Annotated in this window: 23 protein-coding genes; 10 read left to right on the top strand and 13 right to left on the bottom strand. The window is 37.8% G+C overall.

What is annotated here, in order from left to right; translation table 11 throughout:
- Positions 1–141 precede the first annotated feature (141 nt).
- A complete protein-coding gene (locus tag PLEUR7319_RS34465) occupies positions 142–3,159 on the top strand; it encodes a filamentous hemagglutinin N-terminal domain-containing protein (RefSeq protein WP_083892455.1) in 3,018 nt (1,005 codons plus the stop codon).
- 159 nt (positions 3,160–3,318) lie between these two features.
- A complete protein-coding gene (gene rbsK / locus PLEUR7319_RS0106280) occupies positions 3,319–4,251 on the top strand; it encodes a ribokinase (protein WP_019504354.1) in 933 nt (310 codons plus the stop codon).
- A 3-nt stretch (positions 4,252–4,254) separates the two neighbouring features.
- Here rbsK and PLEUR7319_RS0106275 read toward each other — a convergent pair whose 3' ends face one another.
- Positions 4,255–5,523, bottom strand: coding sequence for a response regulator (locus PLEUR7319_RS0106275; RefSeq protein ID WP_019504353.1), 1,269 nt, complete (start codon positions 5,521–5,523; stop codon positions 4,255–4,257).
- Positions 5,524–6,052: 529 nt separating this feature from the next.
- Here PLEUR7319_RS0106275 and PLEUR7319_RS0106265 point away from each other — a divergent pair.
- Positions 6,053–7,021 (top strand): PRC-barrel domain-containing protein, encoded by a 969-nt coding sequence (locus PLEUR7319_RS0106265; protein ID WP_019504352.1) that lies wholly within the window; start codon positions 6,053–6,055, stop codon positions 7,019–7,021.
- Positions 7,022–7,258: 237 nt separating this feature from the next.
- Here PLEUR7319_RS0106265 and PLEUR7319_RS34460 read toward each other — a convergent pair whose 3' ends face one another.
- On the bottom strand, positions 7,259–7,549 hold the full coding sequence (locus PLEUR7319_RS34460) for a hypothetical protein (RefSeq protein WP_144054259.1): 291 nt from the start codon (positions 7,547–7,549) through the stop codon (positions 7,259–7,261).
- A gap of 160 nt (positions 7,550–7,709) precedes the next feature.
- Between PLEUR7319_RS34460 and PLEUR7319_RS34455 the strand changes: the two genes are divergently transcribed.
- The 4 genes from PLEUR7319_RS34455 to PLEUR7319_RS0106240 all read left to right on the top strand — a co-directional run bounded on the left by PLEUR7319_RS34455 (position 7,710) and on the right by PLEUR7319_RS0106240 (position 11,105).
- Complete coding sequence (locus PLEUR7319_RS34455) at positions 7,710–8,345, top strand: hypothetical protein (protein WP_019504350.1); 636 nt, start codon at positions 7,710–7,712, stop codon at positions 8,343–8,345.
- A 14-nt stretch (positions 8,346–8,359) separates the two neighbouring features.
- Positions 8,360–9,091 (top strand): pyridoxine 5'-phosphate synthase, encoded by a 732-nt coding sequence (locus PLEUR7319_RS0106250; protein ID WP_019504349.1) that lies wholly within the window; start codon positions 8,360–8,362, stop codon positions 9,089–9,091.
- Positions 9,092–9,243: 152 nt separating this feature from the next.
- Entirely contained in the window at positions 9,244–10,602 is a 1,359-nt protein-coding gene (locus PLEUR7319_RS0106245; protein WP_019504348.1) for a serine/threonine-protein kinase, read from the top strand.
- A gap of 128 nt (positions 10,603–10,730) precedes the next feature.
- On the top strand, positions 10,731–11,105 hold the full coding sequence (locus PLEUR7319_RS0106240; RefSeq protein ID WP_019504347.1) for a hypothetical protein: 375 nt from the start codon (positions 10,731–10,733) through the stop codon (positions 11,103–11,105).
- Between the two features lie 79 nt (positions 11,106–11,184).
- On the opposite strand, the gene PLEUR7319_RS0106235 is transcribed toward PLEUR7319_RS0106240, so the two are convergent.
- Positions 11,185–11,682: a 2TM domain-containing protein gene (locus PLEUR7319_RS0106235; RefSeq protein WP_019504346.1), complete on the bottom strand. Its 498-nt coding sequence runs from the start codon at positions 11,680–11,682 to the stop codon at positions 11,185–11,187.
- A 210-nt stretch (positions 11,683–11,892) separates the two neighbouring features.
- On the opposite strand from PLEUR7319_RS0106235, the gene PLEUR7319_RS0106230 reads away from it, so the two are divergent.
- The gene (locus tag PLEUR7319_RS0106230; RefSeq protein WP_036798745.1) at positions 11,893–13,071 is read left to right on the top strand and encodes a site-2 protease family protein; all 1,179 of its coding nucleotides are present in this window, start codon (positions 11,893–11,895) and stop codon (positions 13,069–13,071) included.
- Between the two features lie 41 nt (positions 13,072–13,112).
- Here PLEUR7319_RS0106230 and gnd read toward each other — a convergent pair whose 3' ends face one another.
- The gene (gene gnd / locus PLEUR7319_RS0106225) at positions 13,113–14,567 is read right to left on the bottom strand and encodes a decarboxylating NADP(+)-dependent phosphogluconate dehydrogenase (RefSeq protein WP_019504344.1); all 1,455 of its coding nucleotides are present in this window, start codon (positions 14,565–14,567) and stop codon (positions 13,113–13,115) included.
- A 130-nt stretch (positions 14,568–14,697) separates the two neighbouring features.
- Entirely contained in the window at positions 14,698–15,705 is a 1,008-nt protein-coding gene (locus PLEUR7319_RS34450) for a DMT family transporter (RefSeq protein WP_019504343.1), read from the bottom strand.
- An 891-nt stretch (positions 15,706–16,596) separates the two neighbouring features.
- Between PLEUR7319_RS34450 and PLEUR7319_RS0106210 the strand changes: the two genes are divergently transcribed.
- Entirely contained in the window at positions 16,597–17,313 is a 717-nt protein-coding gene (locus tag PLEUR7319_RS0106210) for a hypothetical protein (protein ID WP_019504341.1), read from the top strand.
- Between the two features lie 121 nt (positions 17,314–17,434).
- On the opposite strand, the gene PLEUR7319_RS0106205 is transcribed toward PLEUR7319_RS0106210, so the two are convergent.
- The 3 genes from PLEUR7319_RS0106205 to PLEUR7319_RS0106195 form a co-directional block, all read right to left on the bottom strand.
- Positions 17,435–17,698 carry a Txe/YoeB family addiction module toxin gene (locus PLEUR7319_RS0106205; RefSeq protein ID WP_019504340.1) on the bottom strand — a complete coding sequence of 88 codons (264 nt, stop codon included), beginning with the start codon at positions 17,696–17,698 and terminating at the stop codon, positions 17,435–17,437.
- Positions 17,695–17,919 (bottom strand): hypothetical protein, encoded by a 225-nt coding sequence (locus PLEUR7319_RS0106200; RefSeq protein WP_026102344.1) that lies wholly within the window; start codon positions 17,917–17,919, stop codon positions 17,695–17,697. The genes PLEUR7319_RS0106205 and PLEUR7319_RS0106200 overlap by 4 nt, the downstream gene beginning before the upstream one ends.
- Positions 17,920–18,117: 198 nt before the next feature.
- Positions 18,118–18,408: a hypothetical protein gene (locus tag PLEUR7319_RS0106195; protein WP_019504338.1), complete on the bottom strand. Its 291-nt coding sequence runs from the start codon at positions 18,406–18,408 to the stop codon at positions 18,118–18,120.
- A 335-nt stretch (positions 18,409–18,743) separates the two neighbouring features.
- On the opposite strand from PLEUR7319_RS0106195, the gene PLEUR7319_RS0106190 reads away from it, so the two are divergent.
- Positions 18,744–19,172, top strand: coding sequence for a DUF29 family protein (locus PLEUR7319_RS0106190; protein WP_019504337.1), 429 nt, complete (start codon positions 18,744–18,746; stop codon positions 19,170–19,172).
- Positions 19,173–19,247: 75 nt separating this feature from the next.
- On the opposite strand, the gene PLEUR7319_RS0106185 is transcribed toward PLEUR7319_RS0106190, so the two are convergent.
- From PLEUR7319_RS0106185 to pntB, 5 genes are all read right to left on the bottom strand, one after another.
- Positions 19,248–19,451, bottom strand: a complete 204-nt coding sequence (locus tag PLEUR7319_RS0106185) for a type II toxin-antitoxin system HicB family antitoxin (protein WP_019504336.1) — start codon at positions 19,449–19,451, stop codon at positions 19,248–19,250.
- Positions 19,452–19,574: 123 nt separating this feature from the next.
- On the bottom strand, positions 19,575–19,802 hold the full coding sequence (locus PLEUR7319_RS0106180) for a type II toxin-antitoxin system HicA family toxin (protein WP_019504335.1): 228 nt from the start codon (positions 19,800–19,802) through the stop codon (positions 19,575–19,577).
- Positions 19,799–20,002 carry a type II toxin-antitoxin system HicB family antitoxin gene (locus tag PLEUR7319_RS0106175; RefSeq protein WP_019504334.1) on the bottom strand — a complete coding sequence of 68 codons (204 nt, stop codon included), beginning with the start codon at positions 20,000–20,002 and terminating at the stop codon, positions 19,799–19,801. The genes PLEUR7319_RS0106180 and PLEUR7319_RS0106175 overlap by 4 nt, the downstream gene beginning before the upstream one ends.
- Positions 20,003–20,237: 235 nt before the next feature.
- Complete coding sequence (locus PLEUR7319_RS0106170; protein WP_019504333.1) at positions 20,238–20,612, bottom strand: hypothetical protein; 375 nt, start codon at positions 20,610–20,612, stop codon at positions 20,238–20,240.
- 176 nt (positions 20,613–20,788) lie between these two features.
- On the bottom strand, positions 20,789–22,207 hold the full coding sequence (pntB, locus tag PLEUR7319_RS0106165; RefSeq protein ID WP_019504332.1) for a Re/Si-specific NAD(P)(+) transhydrogenase subunit beta: 1,419 nt from the start codon (positions 22,205–22,207) through the stop codon (positions 20,789–20,791).
- Positions 22,208–22,302: the final 95 nt, after the last annotated feature.

Genomic DNA, 22,302 nt, shown 5'->3' with positions numbered 1-22,302 from the left:
TGACTATAAATTAGCAAATTACGTTACTGGAAGGAATTTGGCAATTGCTGTCAACCATTGAATTCATCTAAATAAAGCAGATTGTAATTTTAAAGTTACTTAGGCTGTAGTTCTTTAAAATACAAACAGCATAATATTTTTATGAAGATGTTAATCAAGGAGAGTTTCCAGAGAATCGCTCAGATGTGGCGCACAGAGCATCAATCCCACGGCGATTACTCTTTAGAGACGCTACGTAACCAGTTTTATCGGTGTGTTGCGCGAGATCTTCAGAATCAAGGTAAAAAGTTGGCACTATCACAAATCCCTTCTGGGGTTTTGCTTATTGGTAGTTTGACAGGCTGGAGTTTAGTTAATAGTAGTCCTCTAAAAGCACAAATTACCAGCGATGGCACTGTCGGGACAGAAGTTAATACTGTCGATCATGAAACTGAAATTAGCGGGGGAACAAGAGCAGATAGTAATCTATTTCATAGTTTTCAAGACTTTTCCGTAGAAACTGGTACTACTGCCTTTTTTAATAATTCCTCGGATATTAGCAACATTGTCGGTCGAGTTACGGGAGGTAATATTTCTAATATCGATGGGTTAATTAGAGCTAATGGTCATACTAACTTAATTTTAATTAATCCCGGCGGGATTAATTTTGGAGCTAATGCCAGCCTAGATATTGGTGGCTCGTTTTTAGGTAGTACCGCTGAAAGCGTAATTTTTGAAGATGGTACGGTATTTAGCGCCGCCAATGCGCCAGTAGAACCTGTACTAACCATCAGTGTTCCCGTTGGCTTGCAATTGGGGCAAAATTCGGGAGCGATTCAGGTAACAGGGACAGAAAATATTGGTTCGGATTTTGATGCTCATCCTAGCTTGGCTATAACTCCCGGCAATACCTTAGCTTTAGTGGGAAATGGCATTACTTTTAACAGTGGAGTGGTAACTGCCGAATCAGGAAGAATTGAGCTTGGTAGCGTTGCCGCAGGAGAAGTAAGTATTACTAATATAACTGCGGGTTGGCAATTGGGATATGAAGCAGTCACCCAGCTAGCCGATCTTCATTTATTATCCGAATCTTCTGTAGAAAATCCGAACTCAATTCATAATTCCGATGGGGGCATCCAAGTACAAGGTAAAAATATCACCTTAGAGCGATCGCAGATTACAGCACCTACTTTAGGAGATTCACCAGGAGCAGATATTACCATTAGGGCTTCCGAATCATTATCTCTTCAGGGTGAAAAGGAAGATGGAGTAATCTCAGGCTCTCAGATACTTAATGAAGTTAGCACTGAAGCTAGCGGTCAAGGTGGCGTAATCAATATCGAGACAGATAACTTAAGTATCAGCGATCAGTCTTTCATTTCCAACACAACTTTTGGTGCGGGTGATGGCGGAGAGATCAACATACTGGCATCAAATATCAATATGACTGGTATGGGATTTGAGGAATTTCAACAGAATTTTCAGACTGGTGTTTTAAATGGAACTTTGCAACAAACAAGTGGTACAGGGATTTTTATTGGCACTTTAGCCACTGGTAAATCGGGAAATTTAAACATTGATACGGATTCTTTAAGTCTCAATGAAGGGGCGATTTTTTTTAGTTCACTTTTAACCGCAGGGACAGGAGGAGACATCAATGTCAATGCTACCGATATCGAAATTAGTGCCTCGGCATTACAAGGTGGGGGAGGACCAAACAGTATCGAGACAGCTATATCGGGAGACTTTAATCTAGAAACTCAACGCCTAATAGTCGCAGATGGAGGAACCATAGCAAATGGAACCGCTGGCGATGCTGCTGGTGGAGATATCAAGATCACTGCTGCTGAATTTATAGAACTCAGAGATAGCCCAATTGATAGCATTATTTTAACAGGAATCTATACTAATACCTTTCTTGGTTCGGGAACAGGAGGGGATATCGATATCAATACCAATAACTTAACCATAGATGACGCAGTCATTGTTAGTGATACGGGGGGCTTACTTGCTGATGGTACTACTATTACTGAAGGAGGTTTGGGAGGCAATATCAATATCCAAGCTGCTCGAGGTATTGAAGCTAGAGGACTTCCTGCCAATCCTGCGTTGATTAGCGGTATTAGCACAACTACTTTTAGCTCATCTGACGCAGGAAATCTATCCATCCTGACGGGAAAATTAATTATTCGTGATGGCGCCGAATTTGGCTCAGCAACTTTAGGAGGTGGAAATGGGGGACAATTATCAATCAAGGCTACTGATTCAATAGAATTAATTGGCGTTGGCGTAGGTACCGATAGAGGTATTAATCGAGGTGGTTTACTAGCCAGCTCTGGCAGAATTGAATATCCCAATTTGGTGTCGATTGGTTCTTCAGGGAATATTAGCATTGAAACCCCAGAATTAAATGTCACCAATGGTGCTAACATTGATGTACAAAGCCTTAGCTTGGGCAATGCGGGACATATAGAAATTAATACTGATTCAATATCTTTGGATCGTCAGAGTTCTATTTCCGCAGCAACTCAGTTGGATGTAGGGGGAGATATTAGTTTATCAGCAGAGAATGTTTTTTTGCGCCGAAACAGTACTATTACTGCTACAGCTGCAGGAAGAGAAGGTGGTGGCAATATAACTATTGATGCCGATAATCTAGTTATATTAGAAGGTAGCGAAGTTATTGCTGATTCCTTTATGGGAATCGGAGGCAATATTCAGATTAATACCCAAGGACTATTCGTTTGTCGAGAATGTCAAATTAGTGCTAGTTCCAGACTAGGAATAGATGGAGGAGTAAATATTGAAAACCTAGAGCCAGATCCTCAGTTACAAGAAGTAGGCGATCTCCCTCAGCAACCAACCCAAGCACAAGAAACAATAGCGATCGCCTGTCCCCTAGAGAGAAAAACTGATAGTAGCATTCTTACCATTACGGGTAGGGGTGGATTACCACCCCGCCCCCAAGAGTCATTAAGCGGAGAATCTTTAGTTAGATTTAATAATGGTGTCTCTCCGGCAGAAAGTATAAATACAACACCCCCAAAACACTCTACATTACCATCTCCAGCCCGTGGTTGGTATCTTAATCCTCAAGGTACAGTAGTTCTCTCCGCTCAAATCTCTGGAGTTAAAACCAATAATCAAACCTTAACTAATCTTGATTGTCATATAAATTAAACCTAAATAATCAAGAGAAATCTTAGGGGAAAAGTCGATATTGCCAATCTTTAGAACGCAAAATCAAGACGATGTTGACAACTAATCGGCAATGCTCAAACAATAGTTTGAATTCTAAGCCTTATAATCAATGAATCAAAGATTCAAATATTAAGCATAATGACCGTAGTTGTCTTTGGCAGTATCAATCTAGATTTAGTGGTAGAAGTCCCTCGTTTGCCCATAAAAGGAGAAACCGTAATTGGTCATCGTTTTTTTGCAGCAGCAGGGGGAAAAGCAGCGAATCAGGCAGTAGCCATAGCTAAATTAGGTATCCCTGTCAGCTTAGTTGGTCAAATTGGCGAAGATAGCTTTGGCAAAACCTTAATAGAAAGTTTAGAAACTGCAGGGGTAAATACTAGCGGTATTACAGTAAACTCGAGTACTTATTCTGGAATCGCTTCAATTGTAGTCGACGAAACAGGAGCAAATACGATCGCCTGTGCTGCGGGAGCCAATAATTTAGTCCGAGAACGAGAAATAGAACAATTGAAAAATTTGCTTCCTCAAGCAGAAATTGTGTTGCTTGAGTTGGGAGTTCCAATTGCTACGGTTTTAACCGCAGCTAGAGAAGCAAAAGCCCATGATTGCTTTTTAATACTCGACCCCGCCCCTGTAAACTCCAATTTACCTGAAGAACTCTTTAGTCTAGTAGATGTCATCACGCCTAATGAAGTAGAAGCTAGTCAATTAGTTGGTTTTACTGTAGATGGTGTCACTACGGCAAGACAAGCAGCATCTGTTCTGCACCAGATGGGAGTCAAAAACGTCATTATTACTTTAGGCGATCGGGGGTCATTCTACAGTACCGAAGAAGACAGTTATTGGATAAAACCTATTCCCGTATCTGTGGTAGATACAGTAGCCGCAGGAGACGCTTTTAATGGTGCATTAGCAGTTGCTTTGGCATCAGGCAAATCTTTAAGAGAGGCTGTACAGTGGGGTACAGTTGGCGGAGCTTTAGCTGTTACTAAAAATGGCGCTCAGTCTTCTCTGCCCAGCAAAGCTAATTTTCAAGAATTACTCAATCAACAAGTAATCTGGGACGAATGATTTTTAATGTAGATACTTAAAAATCATATTGAGCAGTTGAGTGCGGTTGAATGGTTTAGCTAAGCTGTCGGTTGCCCCAGCTATTCTAAATCTGGTTGAATTTACTAATCCTTGTGCCTCATCTAACATAATGATTGGAGTTGTTTTAAAATTATGATGATTTCTCAGTAATGAACACAATTCATAGCCATTGAGATTAGGCATATCAACATCTAGCAAAATTAGATCTGGTTTAAATTCAATTAACTCAGAAAAAGCATTGAGAGAATCTTGAATCCTCAGAATAGAAAATAAGTTTCGATCAAGGTTTTGTTCCAAATTATCTTGAATTAATTTACTGTCATCAACACAAGCGATATTCCAGTTATTCTCTAATACATGCACAGTTTGCTTACTATTAGAATTGACTTGAAAACCACTATCATCACTACGCCAGGTGGATTCTAATGTCAGATTAAGGTCTTTTTTTGGAGGTAATTTGGGCAGTTGATTAAAGGGAGGCTTAGGATCTCGCACCACGATAGTATTATCAAGCATAGAGGGGTACAAGATTTTAGCTACTACTAGTTCATCAAGATCTAAAATCGCGCTGATTTGACGAAAATTTAAACCTTTCAATAATTGGCAAATATTTTGGTTTTGTTCGGCTGTTAAATCGCCAATGGCTCTAGTTTTTTCCGTAACCAAGTATGGACGCTGATAAGAAGACCATATTTTTTCAGAAAAAGCCTGCCATGCCTCTAACCTTTTCTCACACTGTGTAATATAAGCTTGGATGTCAAATTGACATAATTCTGTAATCTGTTGTGATCTGGGTAAAAAACGATACTGACAATTGTCTGGTAGACATAGTAATGATTCAAATACTTCTCTAGTAATTCTTCTCAATAGGGTTATAGCTTCTTGAGAATCAAGATAACCTTGTTCTGCGAGCCAGATAATTCCCTGATAATCAGAAGGAAATTGAGTATATGTTTGCAAATCGTTTCTAAATCTTAACCGCGGTTGCTTAATAACTTCATTGCTTAACTTCGAGTTCTGATTGCTTAGACGACGTAAATGACGTTCTAATCTCTCAAAAGGAGCAAGAGAATTAGTCGCATAAATAAGCTTTCCTCTATTGAAATGGACAAAGAAATTAGTGGGATTATAAATAATCTGTAAACAACTATTCTCTTTTAAAGAAAATAGTTGCTCCAAAAGATCATCTAAGTTAGCAGTAAAAAATTGCTGTTTGTCTTTTTCTATATTGATGGGATGCGGTTGATTCATGCGCTCTCAAGGCTACTAAAGCAGTAACACTTTTAGAGTACCCATTTGCAACTTCTAAATAACATCAGCAAATAAATAAAAAAGCCTGATTGTCTTGAACTACATCAAGTATGTTGAGCTACGAATAAGTTAATTGCCTAAGTCAATTACAATTTCAATATTTAGGTGCTAATCTTGATTGTTTTGCAGAAATATCTTGAAAATAGACTAGGATTGCTAATCTGCCATCTTGCCAAAACATTCTATTCATGCTCCAATAAGTCAAATACTCACAGATTAGCTAAAATGAACTATATATTTATATAGTGGTAATCATGATGAAATTATTTTGAAATAGAGGTAGAGCAGTTAGATTTAGGAAAAATACTAGATACCCAGTGTGAATCAGCTTACTTATGATTATTTCTGATAAAGCTTACACAGTTGGTATGAACCTCTGAAGTCAGTTTTTACTTTTTATAATTCACATTTTAGACTTACTATATAAGCAACAAGTGCAAGCAATAGCTTACATTAATCAAACAATAAAATGACAACTGAAAACATACATCTACGTTCTGAATTTATCAATACTCAAGTGATTGCTCGTAACAGTGGTAAAAGGTTAGGAGTGGTTAAAGAGGTCTTGGTAGATATAGATCGCAGAGAAATTGTAGCTTTGGGACTAAGAGATAACTTACTTTCGGTTTCTGGTATCCCCAAGTATATGTATTTAGATAGCATTCGTCAGACTGGAGACGTAATTTTAGTAGATGATGAGAATGTTATCGAAGATATTGACATAGAAGCCTACAGCAAACTAGTTAATTGTGAGGTGATTACCGAAGCAGGAGAACCTCTGGGCAAAGTCAGAGATTTTCAGTTTGATGCGGAAAATGGAGCCATAAATTCTATTATTATTGCTTCTCTGGGAATTCCCCAAATACCAGAGCAGTTTATTAGTACCTATGAACTGTCTATTGAAGAAGTAGTTAGCAGCGGTCCTAATCGGTTAATTGTTTTTGAGGGTTCAGAAGAACGTATTGAGCAAATTTCTGTAGGTCTTTTAGAGCGTCTGGGTATTGGTCGTCCTCCTTGGGAAAGCGATCAAGAAGAGTATTATCCCCAAACTATTAAAGCTGAAAATCAACTGGGAACAGGAACTCCTATTCGTCCGCCAATTTCAACTCCAGTTGACACTAGAGAGCCTGTAATGGAAGAACGTTGGGATGATGATGAATGGCAAGAAGCTCGTGTTGCACCACCTCCTATTAAACAGCAGGCGGAGGCAATTCCTTATGAAGAAGATTACGAACAAAACAATTGGGAAGATGCTGAGCCTGAGGTTTATGATGCACCAGTATATGAAGCCCAGCCACCGGTCAAGGAGTATCAATACGACGAAACGATAACAGAGGATGTTTGGGATGACGACATCAAACCAGAGCCATATAATCCTCCTCCAGTAAATATTCCAGAAAAACAAAAGGCTCCTGAATATGAAGAAGAGCCAGGTTAATTTGGTAATCAGAGTAAGAGAGTAGACCAAACAGAAGAATGCTCATGCTCTCTTACTTATTTTTGCCTGGTGTTTCAAACCTTTACAGGTAACAGTTAGCCGTAAGGGCGAACCGCCGTTCGCCCCTACGATAATTATCTGTCTAACAAAATCTCTCATCATAGGTCAACTAATTGGAATGGCTAGATCACGAAAAACGGTTTCAATTGGATTTGCCAGCGCACTATTAATCACAACTTATACTTCAGGATGATTGTGAGGGGCAATACAGCCATCAGGAAGAAGAGCAATAGAAAGAGTTATGGAATAGTGCTGTATTTGAACTCGCCGAGCCTTAGTATGGTCTAGATTAATAACATCGTGAATTTTGACAGGCATCACTCCGTGAGGTGGAAATGCCCACCAACTACCATTTTGATAAAAAGGGTTAGTATAGCTATTTTTTTGACACCATCTTTGGCATACTGCTGCCGCTGCTGCCTCCAGATTGGGATAGATAACAGTTGATTGGGTATTGTTGTCCATCATAATTTTGGCTAAAGATTTAAATCTTTCAATCAAGCGATCGAAATCATTTCTTAAGCTTGCTATTTAAGTAATAATTTTGAAATATAAATACGGAAAAGCACAGAAATCAATATTTTTTAGTTGTTAATTAGCCCCAATATTTAGCATTTAGTGATTTATTATGTTATTACTTAAACTACTACCAAATCTATTATCTGAAACAACATATAATCCTCAATTATATAAAGCAAGAAAAAGACATAGTAATTTACCCAAAACTCAACACGATAAATTTTGTTGTTTAGCCGATCAAAATTACCAGCAAGCCCGCACTATTGCTCAACAAAGATATAGTGAATTGGCGCAGATGCTGCGAGCAGTTGTTAAAGAACACTATACATTAGCTGAACAAAATAAAATTAATAGTATTATTATCCAAATCATAGATATTCTGGCCAGTCAAGCTAATATCTTTCCTGATATGGATTACAAAAATGTTTGGTATATCGATCATTACGATCTCATTGAATTAGCTCGAAATATGGGTGTAGGAGATGAGACTTTGCCTCATTGGCAGGAAGAATTAAATAAGTATAATCGTTATCTTGAAATTTCTGCCTCAGATTTAGTAAAGATATTGTTAGATCTTGCCGAAGAAGCTCTGCTGGATGGCTATCAGTCGGGAACGAATGTAGATCAATGGTTTAGATATATTGCTAGAGAAACTTTAAAATCCCGCCAAAGATTATTTCGCTATCATCAAAAACGATCTGAAGCTTTTTACATCTCTCATCACAATCTCGGTATTGAAGACTAAGGTAACTAAACCTCATGACTAATCTCAGCGTCAATTTAAATAAAGTAGCTTTACTTAGAAATACTCGTAATATTGGTATTCCCAGTATTACTAGGATGGCACAGATATGTATTGATGCAGGTGCTAAGGGGATTACAGTTCACCCTCGACCGGATCAAAGACATATTAGACCTGGTGACGTTTACGACTTGGAAGAAGTAGTAACTGCGGTGGAATTTAATATTGAGGGTAATCCTTTAGAAGCTTCTTTTATGAAGATCGTGCGCCAAGTCAAACCAACTCAATGTACCTTGGTGCCAGATACACCAGATACCTTTACCTCCGATAGTGGTTGGGATTTGACGAAAGATCAAGAACGTTTAAAACCAATTATTCAAGAATTACAGAGTCTTGGTAGCCGAGTTAGTTTGTTTATGGATGCTGATATTGAGCAAATTAGCCTTGTTCCTGCTACTGGTGCAGAGCGGATCGAACTCTATACCGAGCCTTATGCAACTGCTTTTCGTGAAAAGCAGAATTTAGAATTTATTTGGCAACAATTTGCCAATGCAGCCCAAAAAGCTCAAGAATTAGGTCTGGGAGTTAATGCTGGACACGATCTCAATCTTGATAATCTCGCTAAATTTTGCACTATTCCTAATATCTTAGAAGTTTCTATCGGTCATGCACTGACAGCAGAAGCTTTAGAAATGGGTTTTTCTCATACTGTCCAGGAATATATCAAGATCTTAAGTAAATCAGCTTGATAAAGTATTAGCGTTGAGGTTAGAAGTTCGAATTGCGGCTTGGAATAAGAAATATTTAAGATCTCAGAAATTAGTTGTCAGTCCCAACCAAAAAAGTTCAGACTGAAATAAATATATTGAGGGTCTTGTTTGAGTGAGGTATTATCCATCATATGGTATTTCAAGAGGGGCAAGTTTTACACTCTAGATATCAACTGCAAAGACAATTAGGGCGTACTGCCGCAGGACATCAAACTTGGTTGGCAATAGATCGGACTAATACACAATCAGTGGCGATTAAGTTGTTGGCATTTAATCCGCAAATGCGTTGGGAAGAGTTGAAGCTTTTTGAAAGGGAGGCTCAAACTTTAAAAGCTCTCGATCATCCCCGTATTCCTAAATATTATGATTATTTTGACCTTGATCGAGAATTGGGGCAGGGTGTACCTTGGTTTGCTTTGGTACAACAGTATATTCCTGGTTTGTCTTTACAAGAATCATTAGAACAAAACCATCATTTTACCGAAGATGAAATACTTAATATTGCCAAACAAACTCTGGATATTTTAATTTACTTACATCAACTCAAACCATCAGTATTACATCGAGATATCAAACCTAGTAATTTAATTCTGGGACAGAATGATTGCATATATTTAATTGATTTTGGAGCAGTTCAGGCTCAGGCTGCCGTAACAGGAGTAACGTTTACCGTAGTCGGGACGGTAGGTTATGCCCCCTTGGAACAGTTTTGGGGAAGAGCGGTTGAAGCTTCAGATTTATATGCCCTTGGGGCTACTTTAATTCATTTATTAACGGGAAAATCTCCTGCGGATTTACCTCAAAAAGACTCTCGAATTCAATTTCGCGATCGCATTAATCTAAAATCAAATTTTATTGATTGGCTCGAAAAAATAACGGAATTAACGGTAGAAAAACGCTTTCAAAAAGCCTCAGAGGCTAAAAAAGCCCTAGTATCAGGAAAATTTGAGTATCATCCCCAAACCTCATCGTTTACTTCAGAAAGAAAAACTGTCTTGGGAACAACAATTCAACAGCCTATACCTTTTACATTAATTGAGTTAAAAAAGGGGCAAAGACAATTAGAAATAAGAATCCCCGCCGGTGGATTTAATAGAATTGATGAGATTTTTAATAATGGCTGTGCTGGGTTACTTAGCTATTTTGTGTTATTTAGTTTCTCTCTTGGATTTTCTGTAGCTATTCCTGGGTTATCTTCAATATTTTTCTTAATAATATTAGGTCAACTGGGACTTCTAATGGGTTCAAAAACTGAAATTTATCTTGATACAAATGCAACTAAAATATTCAGTAAAATTTTCGGTTTACAATATAGTAGGACAGTTTGCTCGAGCCAAAAAATAGAGGATGTTTTTGTACAGCGTACTGGCTCGATTTTTCAGGTAGCATTACGCGGGCAAGAGCGCATTTACAATTTAGGAGGTGCATTGAAACAAGATGAAGCAGCTTGGTTGGTGCAAGAAATCAAAGCTTGCTTAAATCTAAGATGATGATGGATGGGCATAAACTTTCCCAATTACTAATGATTACTTAATTAAAAATTGATAATTGGTAGATCTACCTTAAACTCAAGCTATCTTAAATAACAGATAAATTTACCTAAAAATAATTTTGAATTATGTTCGGCAAGTCTCCTCGTGAACCACAAAAGCCCAAAGCATCTGATCTTCAAGACATCAAACTCTCACCACCAGCTAATTCACCACCAGCTAATAATGTCAATTCAACTTCTCCTCAAGATACGCTCCTACAGACTGAGACCGTTAACATCGAAGAGGAAGAAAATGAACTGGTTAGCACCGTAGAAAAAATTAGCCGAATAGCCTCTCCCTACTTTGTAGTCGTAGTTGGTTTGGTCTTATATGAAAACAACTTTCTGATTGGCACAATTTTAATTTTGGTAGGTTTACTTTCTTTGCTGAAAGTTTCTACCAAGGATGTGGGTAATTTCTTAGATTGGCTCAAAAATTTCTTGGGGTTAGGAAACCAATAATAGCAATAATAAAGTACTGGGGTATTAACCCCAGAATAAAATATTTTCTTTTATTAAATAAGTTTAAATTTGTTATCAATTAAATTTGCCAAGCTTTTTGTAATCGAGTCCAAACCGTCGCTACTGTTTGTTTGACTTCGTTTTGGAAACTCCATCTTTGAAAGGCTCTTTCGTATGCTTCTCCATGGGACTGATAAGCTTTCCAGCCGCTTAAAGCTAATCCTAATCCCCAAAATAAGAGTATGTATAAAGACCAAGAAAGAGTACCAGCAGCGATTAAATTTAAGGAGATTAAAAAGATATTGACGATCGCGAATTTAGTAGCTTTCTGCTTGAAGTTTTGACGACGATAGATATCAAAAGCACGACGTTGATGCTCGTCAGCCTTCCCTACTAACCAATCTTTTTCAGCAGCTTGGATTGTGGAATTGCTAATGTCTAGCTCACCAGCAATTTCCCACAATTGTTGTCGTGTCAACTCCTCATCGGTATTATGGCGGGCGATCGCAATCTGGAGAATCTGCTGAATATCTTCTTGACTATAGGATTCAGGGTATTGTGGAGTAATGTCTGACATAGTAATTAGAAGTCTCTCTATTATTTATTATGCCTAAGATGCCTCAAATTGTTACCGTAACTTTTGGGACGGTTTTTACTATACAACAGATAGATCAATTCTAGTTTACGGTTCGTTACAATTTTAATAATTCAATTAGCAAGCGAAAATAAATAAAACCTCTCATTAAATATGAGAAATAATATTTCACAATTTAGACAGGAGCATGCCATGAACGGCAACATTCGGATCGGTAATTTATTTGGTATCCCATTTTTTATTAACCCCTCGTGGTTTTTTGTGTTGGGTTTAGTTACTTGGAGCTATGGCTCTAGTTTAACTAGTTTCCCCGAATTAACAGGTATTATGCCCTGGTTTTTGGGTTTAGTTGCTGCTCTGTTGTTATTTTCTTCGGTATTAGCTCATGAACTAGGTCATAGTTTTGTCGCGATCGCCCAAGGAATTCCTGTCAAATCGATTACTCTATTTATCTTTGGTGGTTTGGCGACTCTAGAAAAAGAATCAGAAACCCCCTTACAGGCATTTTTAGTGGCGATCGCTGGACCTGTAGTTAGTCTGTTACTTTTTATTGCTTTTAGTTTGATAGCGGGAAATCTGCCCCTTAGTTTGCCCTTAAAGGCGATCGTTTCTTTGGTGGCATATCTTAATCTCATCTTGGCAGTTTTCAATATGATTCCTGGATTACCTCTAGATGGTGGAAACGTCCTCAAATCTATTGTTTGGAAAATTACGGGCAACCCTAACAAAGGAATAATTTTTGCCGGAAGAGTTGGTCAGGTAATCGGTTGGTTGGCAATTTCTCTGGGTCTTCTATCCGTATTAGGTATTAGTCAAATAGGTAGTATTTGGACTTTACTAATTGGTGTGTTTTTATTACGCAATGCTGGTTTTGCGGCTCAATCCGCTACAGTACAGGATAAATTGAGTCAATATACTGCTCAAGATGCAGTGATCCCTGATAGTCCTATTGTTAATGATAATCTCACCGTCAGAGAATTTGTGAATGAATATGTCATTGGTAAAGAGCGTTGGAAAAAGTTTTTAGTTGTGGATCAAAATCAACTATTAAAGGGTGAGATCGCAACCGAAGATTTTAAAAAAATTCCTACTTCTCAGTGGAATGAAACCTATATTAGCGAAATAGTTAAACCGATCCCTGAAGTTGATACTATCCCCGCCAATACCTCTTTATTGGAAGTTGCCAAATTAATTGAAACCAAAAACACTCGTGAACTAGTGGTAATCGGAGAAGCAGGAGAAGCGATCGGGTTATTAGAGAAGGCTTCAATTATCAACCTGATGCTGAAGGAACAGTTAGGACAAAATCCAAATCAAGTTGAAACAGAGACAAAAGAGCCAGAAGAAATATTATTAGAAGGCAAAAGTTAGATTGATCGCTCTACCAAACTCATTTGGTAGAGCTAAATTAATTAGTCTGTAGTGCCAGTTTGCAAAGATTTCTCTGCAACTTTAGTCCACTCAGTATGAGAAAACTCCCCTCTGGGACGATCTACTCGCTCATAAGTATGGGCCCCAAAGTAATCCCTTTGTGCCTGAGTTAGATTTTGCGGTAAGCTTTCACGACGATAGCTATCAAAATAGTCTAGAGAAGAACTGAAAGCAGGAACAGCGATCCCCATGCTATTAGCAGTAGTCAGAACTTCACGCCAAGCAGACTGACGATCTAAAATTGATTGTTTAAATTCAGGTGCTAGAAGAAGATTGGGTAAATCAGGATTTTCATTAAACGCTTTTTTAATCTTGTCTAAGAAACCAGCCTGAATAATACAGCCTCCCTTCCAGATCCGGGCTATTTCCGGCAAATTAAGATTAAAGCTAAATTCACTTGAAGCCTTGCTCAATAATGCCATTCCTTGAGCATAGGAACACATCTTAGAACAGTAAAGAGCATCTCTGACTTTGTTGATGAATTCTTGCTTGTCGCCTTCATATTTGGCGGTCGGCGCCGTAATTTGTTTTGATGCAGCCACCCTTTCATCTTTATAGGCAGACATTACACGAGCATTGACTGCCGCATAAATAGTGGGAATTGGTACGCCTAACTCTAGAGAACTTACTACAGTCCAGCGTCCTGTTCCTTTTTGCCCTGCTGCATCGAGAATTGAATCTACCAGAGGTTTATGAGTCTTAGGATCGTTATTACTGAAAATATCGGCAGTGATCTCAATTAAGAAGGAATTTAGTTCATCAGTGTGATTCCACTGGCTAAATACTTCTTGTAACTCTTGACCAGATAAGTCGAGGATATTTCTCATTAGGTCATAGGCTTCAGCAATGAGCTGCATATCGCCATACTCAATGCCATTGTGAACCATTTTGACGTAGTGACCTGCACCACCAGGGCCAATATAAGTAACACAAGGACCATCATCTACCTGTGCCGCAATTTTAGTTAAGATTGGCTCTAAATCTCGATAACCTGCTTCTGTGCCACCAGGCATCAAACTAGGGCCATTAAGTGCGCCTTCTTCGCCGCCACTGACCCCCATACCGACAAAACCTAGCCCAGTAGATTCTAAATCTTTGGTTCGTCTTTCAGTATCTTCATACAGAGAGTTACCACCGTCAATAATGGTATCCCCTTTGTCTAACATGGGTCTTAATTGATCGATAACTGCATCTACTGGTTTTCCTGCTTTGACCATCACTAGAATATTGCGAGGACGTTCTAAAGTCTGAACAAATTCTTCTAAGGAATAAGCAGCTTTGATATCTTTGCCTTGCGCTCTTTCTGCCATAAATTTTTCGGTTTTGGCAGCAGTACGGTTATAGACAGCAATAGGAAAACCGCGACTTTCTACGTTTAGGGCGAGATTTTCCCCCATCACGGCTAAACCAATTACACCAAAAGTTCTTTTTGCCATAGTTATATATCTTGCCCCAAGGGTTTCTTTACTTATTTAACGGTCGAAAAAATAAAAATCTAGAAAATGACTAGCTCTCAAGTCTTTCTAGAAAAAGGCTAACGCAATTTCCCTGCTAGAGTTTCGTTTTTTAATTAACTCTTTGATTTTCTATAGAGATCGCATCTTCTGATTCGCCGGTAGATGATTTGAATTTGGCAGCTATCTGTTCCCTTTGGTTGATCAGGTAGATACTGATGATAGTTAAGAATACACCGCAAGATTGGAGAGAAGTTAAAACTTCTGACAGAATGATTGTGCCAAATAATAAGGCAAAAATTGGTGTGAGAAAGGTTAAAGCACTAAGGCTAGTAAGATTGCCTTTAGATGCCAAATAAAAGAAGATTCCATAGGCGATCGCGCTACCAAATACTGTCGCATAACCCAACGCTAACCAGCCTTCCACGGTAATATTAAGCCACTGCTGGGATTCTTGTAGCCAAGATAAACCAAATAAAGGTAAGCCTCCCAAGATCATATGCCAACCTGTTGCTACTACGGGATCGCTATAACGGCTCACAAAGGGGATCATTACCGTACCTACTGCCATTGATAAAGAAGCTAATAACATTAGCCATTCCCCATTATCAAATAAGCCCAACCAACTTAGTTCAATTACTTCTAGATTGCCCTGGAAGATCCCATATATCCAGTGATCGGGAATACCAATCAAACTGATGCCTAAAATTCCAATACTTAGACCTAACCAACCCCAAAAGCCGATAATTTCGCCAAATAAGAAACTAGATAGCAAGGCAACCGCCAAGGGTTGAGAATCAATCATCACAGAACCTAGTCCTGCTCCAGTTTTGACAATTCCCTGGGCTAAAAATCCTTGAAACATCGCTCCGTCAACTAGGGCAAAAACAATAATCCATAACCAAGCTTGCCAAGTTTTTGGCTGAGGTAGTTTTAAGATAACTGCAACTAATAAAACTAAAATTCCTGCCGGTACTAATCGTACCCCCGCCATGAAAAAAGGTGTTGTGAAGGGAATAACTCCTTTCATAGCTACCATAGCTGTTCCCCAGAGGAAAAAGGGCGCAATTAACAGCAAAGCTTTAGGAATTGAAGAATTTGGGTTGGAACTTAGTTGCATTAAACTTGAAATAACAAATTACTTGTATTATGAGTTTACTTAATTCTCAGGAAGTTTGTATTTTTGTTAAGTATACTTAGGTATCGGCGATTACGCGTCCGCGCGATGGCGAAGCCGAGTCCTTTAGGGTACCCTTCGGATCGCCTAACCTACCCAGATAGGTTAAGATTCGTGTGCTCAACTAAAATTTAGCTCAATACAAAAATATTTAATTAGTTATTAACAGCAATGCTTTCGTTAAGTGATGTGAGCACTATTTTCGCCAGAGAAAATTTGTCCAAAATAGCTTTGTGGGGTGGGCAGATATCAAACTACTATTTAATATGTAACAGAATCAATTTTACCAAGTTACTCATGTTAGCCAACTCAAATATCATTCAAATGAAGTATCTTTATTGCAAGTGATTAGCTCGAAAAAAGATATACTGTTTCAACCATAAACCAGAGCTTGTATTTGATGAAAAATTATTAGTAAATAATTAAGTAATATTACCCCCTTAAAGTTACTATGAATAACAATAAAATATCTAATAAAAATCTGAAGCAAGGTTTAGGATTTTTTACAGCAGCAGTCGATGCGGTCTTAATATATAATTTTAGTCAGGATTTATCGGATATAAAACTATTTATACTTAGATTACTCTTAACTATTTTCATTAGTGCAGGTATTTGGTTGGTAATTTGTTACGTCATAGATAAACTTGAAACTACCAATGAATAGTAATAATCAATTATTACTTGGACTATAAAATTAATTAGAAATTGTATTCTTATTCTTTGTCCCATAGCTCAATTTAAAGCCGATAAGATTTGTTTGGCTAAAAATATTTATTTTTATCAGCTTTACCTGTAAGGTTTTATTTAACATTTATTTTCTGTTGACTGTTAAATATGAAAACCTTATTTAAAAGCTCATTTAGAGATGCTAAACAATCTTTATTCCAAAGGCAACAAATCAAAATACCTTCAGTGAAAAGATTCGTCTGGTTTGTAATAGTATGTTTATTAATTTATATAGTTGCTGCCATAATTTTTGTTCCTAATGGGGATCGCGATTTTTACTTTAGTAAAGAAGAAGGAGCAATTACTGCCTTATCAGCGATAATGTTAGCAATAACTAGTGGTTTAGCATGGGTAGCATTTTTCTTGTCCAATACAAAAGAAAACAAGCTCTCTTATTTTTGGCTATTAGTAACTATGGGTTTTGGTTTTTTCGCTTTAGATGAGTTACTCGGATTTCATGAGAAACTAGGTAATTTAATTACAATTTCTTCAATTGGACCAGCAGAAGTATTTCGCAATTGGAATGATTTAATTGTGATTGTATATGGTGTTATTGCTTTATTAGTTGCCATTTACTTTTTACCTGAAATTTTACGCTATCCTCTTTTTGCAGAAATGTTATCCACAGCATTTTTGTGCTACTGTCTTCATACTCTGATAGATTCAACTCAAGAAAAAAGCAATATCGGGCGAATTTTGGAAGAATCAGCTAAAGTGTTCAGCTCCACTTTTTTTGCGATCGCTATGTTTGTTGGGTTATTAGGAGTACTAAGCGTTAACTTTTCCAAGCAGAAACTAGAAATTGAGAGGAGCAAGAGTTACTAAAACTGACTAATAGTAAAAAATTCAGGATCGAGCTATTTTTATCTCGAATTATTCAAAATAAGATTTAGTAAAGCGATCGCTCTATTTATTTGTATTGATAAGAAAGGCGATCGCTCATTATTTAACCGTAATGATATTTGCAAGTCAAAATGATTATCTCGTCATTGGTCACTTTGTAAACTAGGCGATGTTCGCGATTAATTCTTCTCGACCAATAACCACTAAGATCGTGCTTGAGTGCTTCTGGTTTTCCTAAGCCTTGAAAGGGATGGCGATCTATATCTTTGATAAGTTCGATAATTTTGCGATGTATTTTCTGATCTAGCTTTACCCAGTCATTAAAATCTGCAAATGCAGATGATTCAAAGACTATTTTTCTACTCATCCTAAGTCTTCTAAATCGATTTCGACTAAATTAGTCTTATTGTCTATATTAGTTTTTGCTTGCATCAATCTTTCTCTATTGGCTTCAGACTTAAGTAGGTATTCAGTCTCATCTACTTCGTAAACGATGATCTCTATGTCTTTATCTTTATAAGTTTCTTTCAATCCCGCGATGAATTGCTCGTCTAATTCATTAGCTTTCAATCTATAGGTACTCTGCATTATGGCTATCACCCTATCACTATCTATATCTATAGTTTTTATCATAAGCAGAAAACTGAGTCGGGATATCGTATGATGCGAGCCAAAGGCTGAGCGAAATGTAATCGCTTGTTTAGTGTTGGACAGGGCGATGCCTGAGCCTTCGGCTTGCTCCGCAAACGGTTAGCTACGCGATCGCAATTTAAGTCAAGAAATTATTTAGAACCTAGTACTTCTAGCAAACCAACCTACTACCCCTGCAATAATAATGAATGCTATTTGTCTCCAGTTTTTAAGTTCTCCAAACTTCTCTGAAATATCAGGTAATTTACTCTCTACAGTACCCAATCGTTTTTCTGTTGAATCAACTTTAGTTTCTACTGCTACAAGTCTTTTATCGATTGAGTCTACTTTTTCTGTTAGCTTTTCAACTTTGCCATCGAGTCGATCAAAGCGATCGCTAATGAGATTTTTGAGTTCTTTTAATTCTGTACTTTGTTTGGTTGCCATTGGTATACTGGGGATAAGTTTAAACTTAGGGAAGCTTCTAGATGTCCAGTCGGGAGGCTTCCTTTTTAATTGTATTGTCTCATCGCATTTCTTATGGATACGGCGATCTGTGATTTGCGATTACAAAGTTAGCCGTTTGCGGAGCAAGCCGAAGGCTCAGGCATCGCTTTTGTGATGTATAGAAATAGAAAAGGCGATCGCGGTATGAAGTAATAAATTTATTTGGGATGAACTGGTGCCAAGTCACAGAGAAGACTAAAGAGTTATTAAACTATAAATATCCAGTAACTATAAATATCCAGTAACTATAAATAAAATAGCTAAATATAAGTCTAATGGAAGAACTTATACAGTTACGAGAAAGCATTGAGAAAAAAGATTTAGTAACTGCTTTGCAAATTGTTGATGAACTAGAAGAAATGTCTGTAGAAGATAAGCTCAACAAAATCTTTAGCTACATGATTATTTTACTTCTACACTTAATTAAAGAAGATGCTGAAAAACGACTAACTAAATCTTGGAAGCTTTCTATCAATAATTCAGTTAAACAGATAAATAGAACTAATAAGCGACGCAAATCTGGAGGGTATTACGCCAAGAAAGCCGACTTAATTGAGATAATGAATGATGCTTTTGAACTTGCTCTTGAAGGTGCGGCAATTGAAGCATTTGGTGGTGCTTATGATGAACCAGAATTATTGAATTTAATTGATGTAGAGCGAATTAAGGATAAAGCTATTTCTTTACTAGATTATTCAAAATAATGCGATCTCCATATTGTGTAGAGATGTAAAGGCGATTACGCTCCGCGTAGCCTTCGGATCGCCTTAATTTCAATTTTATACGGCAATTTCAAAGACTTGAGCGTTGTTGTCTAGTTCCAAATCGGCTTCATCCACAGACAAACATCCTTCTACTGCTTCATAAATATTTTGTAGCAACTCTTCAAAAGTATCTCCTTGAGTAGCACAACCCGAAATTACGGGGACTTCTGCCCAAAATCCCCCTTCTTCTGCGGAGTGGATAACAACTTTTAGTGTCATAGTTGGATTAAATTTACATAGCTATTTATACATTATATGTTTGGTGTAACGTCAGAATGCTTAGATGCGATCGCTTGTTTGATGTAGAGAAGTGCGAGCGCAAAATTGCAAAGAGACAACAGTTTATAAAAGTTTCAAAAAACTATCTAAATCTATTTTTGCTTGCTTGAGAATTTTAGCTAATGTAGAGCGTTTTACTGGCTTGTGTGCGGGAACTGTTATTTTTAGAGTTTCATCGAGTAGCTTTTTTTCTAGTCTAATATGACTGCCCCGTTGACGAACGACTATCCAACCATCTCTTTGTAAAGCAGCAAGAATTTTTTTATAAGAAAGACTGGGAACTTTGCTCATATAACCAATTCCCGAACAATTACATCTTGGTTTTCTGTGATGTCTGTTTCTACAGGTTCGAGGTATAGTTCTATTGCTTCCTGAATGTTTTCCATGGCTTCATCAACATCATTTCCTTCGCTGATACAGCCAGGTAAAGCTGGAACATAGACTGTGTATCCACCTTCTTCACTAGGTTCTAAGATGATTTGTAATTTCATAGCTAGTTTTTAAGATTTTTTGACACAATAATTATGTCAATTGTAAACAGATATCGCTTGTTTGATGTAGAGAAGTGCGAGCGCATTTTTGAGCAAGAGAGTTATTTTATTTTTATCTCGTGCAGAGGCGCAAAGAAAAATCGCTAAGAGTTTATAAGTTATTAACGATACGAGTAGAGTAACAAATTCATTATCAGTCTTTGAAAAAATTTATCATTAAAAAAAAGTTGGCTTTCTAATTGCAGGTTCTATATGCTTGAGAGTAAGTCATCCCTTTATCTTGACTTACCATCATACATAAATCTACAAGTTCTTGAACTGAATCAATAGTTTCTCCTACTGATGAACGTTCTTTTACAGAATTAATATATTCCGAACTTTTATAATAATCTGAGCTATTATAGCCTGTCTGTTGTGTAACTACTTCATTTTGTTGACAACTAAAGAAAATTATTCCAATACCAACTATCAAAACTACTAATGGATGATCTTCTTTTTTCTTTTTGGATACCTTTTTGCTAGAAATATTTGATTTTTTCACAAGCTTTCCATCGATTAACTCATGAGTATCTTTCATTGATTCTGGAATTTTTATGATTCTGGATGGCATTTTATCCTATCTCCTATAATCAAATAGACTTTATTAACTTGTTGCTTTAGTAATCAATACAATATAAGCGAAACATTTTTGTTTTACAGTGATATCAATCATAAGAAAATGAATAAAAAAAGAGCGAACTATGTTCGCCCATAAAATTTAAATATTCTAGTTCAGTTGTATTAATTTTAAGCAGCAACTAATTCTTTCTCAGTCTTAGATAACTCATTCAACAACGCACTAACATTAGCTTTCGCATCGCCAAATAACATTTGGTTATTATCCATATAGAATAAAGGATTATCTACCCCTGCATAACCAATACCTAGACTACGCTTCATTACGACAACATTTTGAGCTTTCCAAACTTCCATTACAGGCATACCTGCAATAGGGCTAGTTGGATCATCTAGTGCGCTAGGGTTAACCGTGTCATTTGCACCAATTACCAAAACTACATCAGTATCAGCGAGATCATCGTTGATTTCTTCCATTTCCAATACGATGTCGTAGGGTACATTAGCTTCTGCTAACAAGACGTTCATATGTCCTGGCATTCTTCCCGCTACTGGGTGGATGCCGAAGCGAACTTCTTTACCCTGCTTACGGAGGATTTTTGTAATGTCAGATACGGAGTGCTGCGCTTGAGCTACTGCCATTCCGTAACCAGGTACAATGACCACGCTTTTGGCATCGTTAAGTAATTCAGCGACTTCTTCTACGTTAGTAGCTGTCGCCTCACCCATGGGCTTAACTTCCCCGGCAGGAGCAGCATCACCTGAACCTTCACCGAATCCACCAAGGATAACGCTGATAAAGGAACGGTTCATCGCTTCGCACATGATGTAGCTGAGGATAGCCCCACTACTGCCAACTAAGGCTCCAGTTACGATTAATACGTCGTTAGAGAGCATGAAACCAGCAGCAGCAGCAGCCCAACCAGAGTAGCTATTAAGCATGGAGATTACCACAGGCATATCTGCGCCACCAATACCCATGACTAAGAGAAAACCAAGAATACCGGCTAACCCAGTCATGATTAGCAATGGTTGCAAGCCGTTTTCTGTTCCCATAAACTGCACGCCGAGATATACTGAACCAACTAATAAAGCGATGTTGATTAGATGACGAGCGGGTAATGCTAAGGGTTTACTGCCAAGGGAACCATTTAATTTACCAAAGGCGACTACCGAACCGGTAAAGGTAACAGCACCAATAAAGATCCCGATAAAGATTTCTAGTTCGTGTATGGTGGCTTCCACACCCACTAGAGATGCATCTGGGTTTAAATAAGTAGCAAAACCTACTAAAACCGCAGCCAAACCTACGAAACTGTGCAAAATAGCTACCAATTCGGGCATAGCAGTCATGGCTACTCTCGCAGCGAGAATTGAGCCGATAATCGCCCCAGGAACGATCGCCACAATTAAAGTTCCATAGCCGTTAACTTGCGCACTAAGAGCAGTAGCGATAAACGCGATCGCCATACCGATAATGCCGAATAAATTACCCTGACGGGCAGTTTCCTGGTTCGATAATCCTCCCAGACTGAGGATAAACAAGGCACTGGCAGCTATATAAGCCACCGCCACAAGATTATTTGTCATATTTGTAAAAATGAAGGTCAATTATGAAAACGTATTGGTAGAGGCGAACAGCCCTAAAGAGTGCAGTAGTCGCTCTTTACTGGAAACCAACAAGA

Origin of the sequence: Pleurocapsa sp. PCC 7319 (genome assembly GCF_000332195.1) — a bacterium.
GTDB lineage: Bacteria > Cyanobacteriota > Cyanobacteriia > Cyanobacteriales > Xenococcaceae > Waterburya.
The sequence above is the reverse complement of the archived record's forward strand: the minus strand, read 5'-3'. Positions and strand labels throughout refer to the sequence as shown.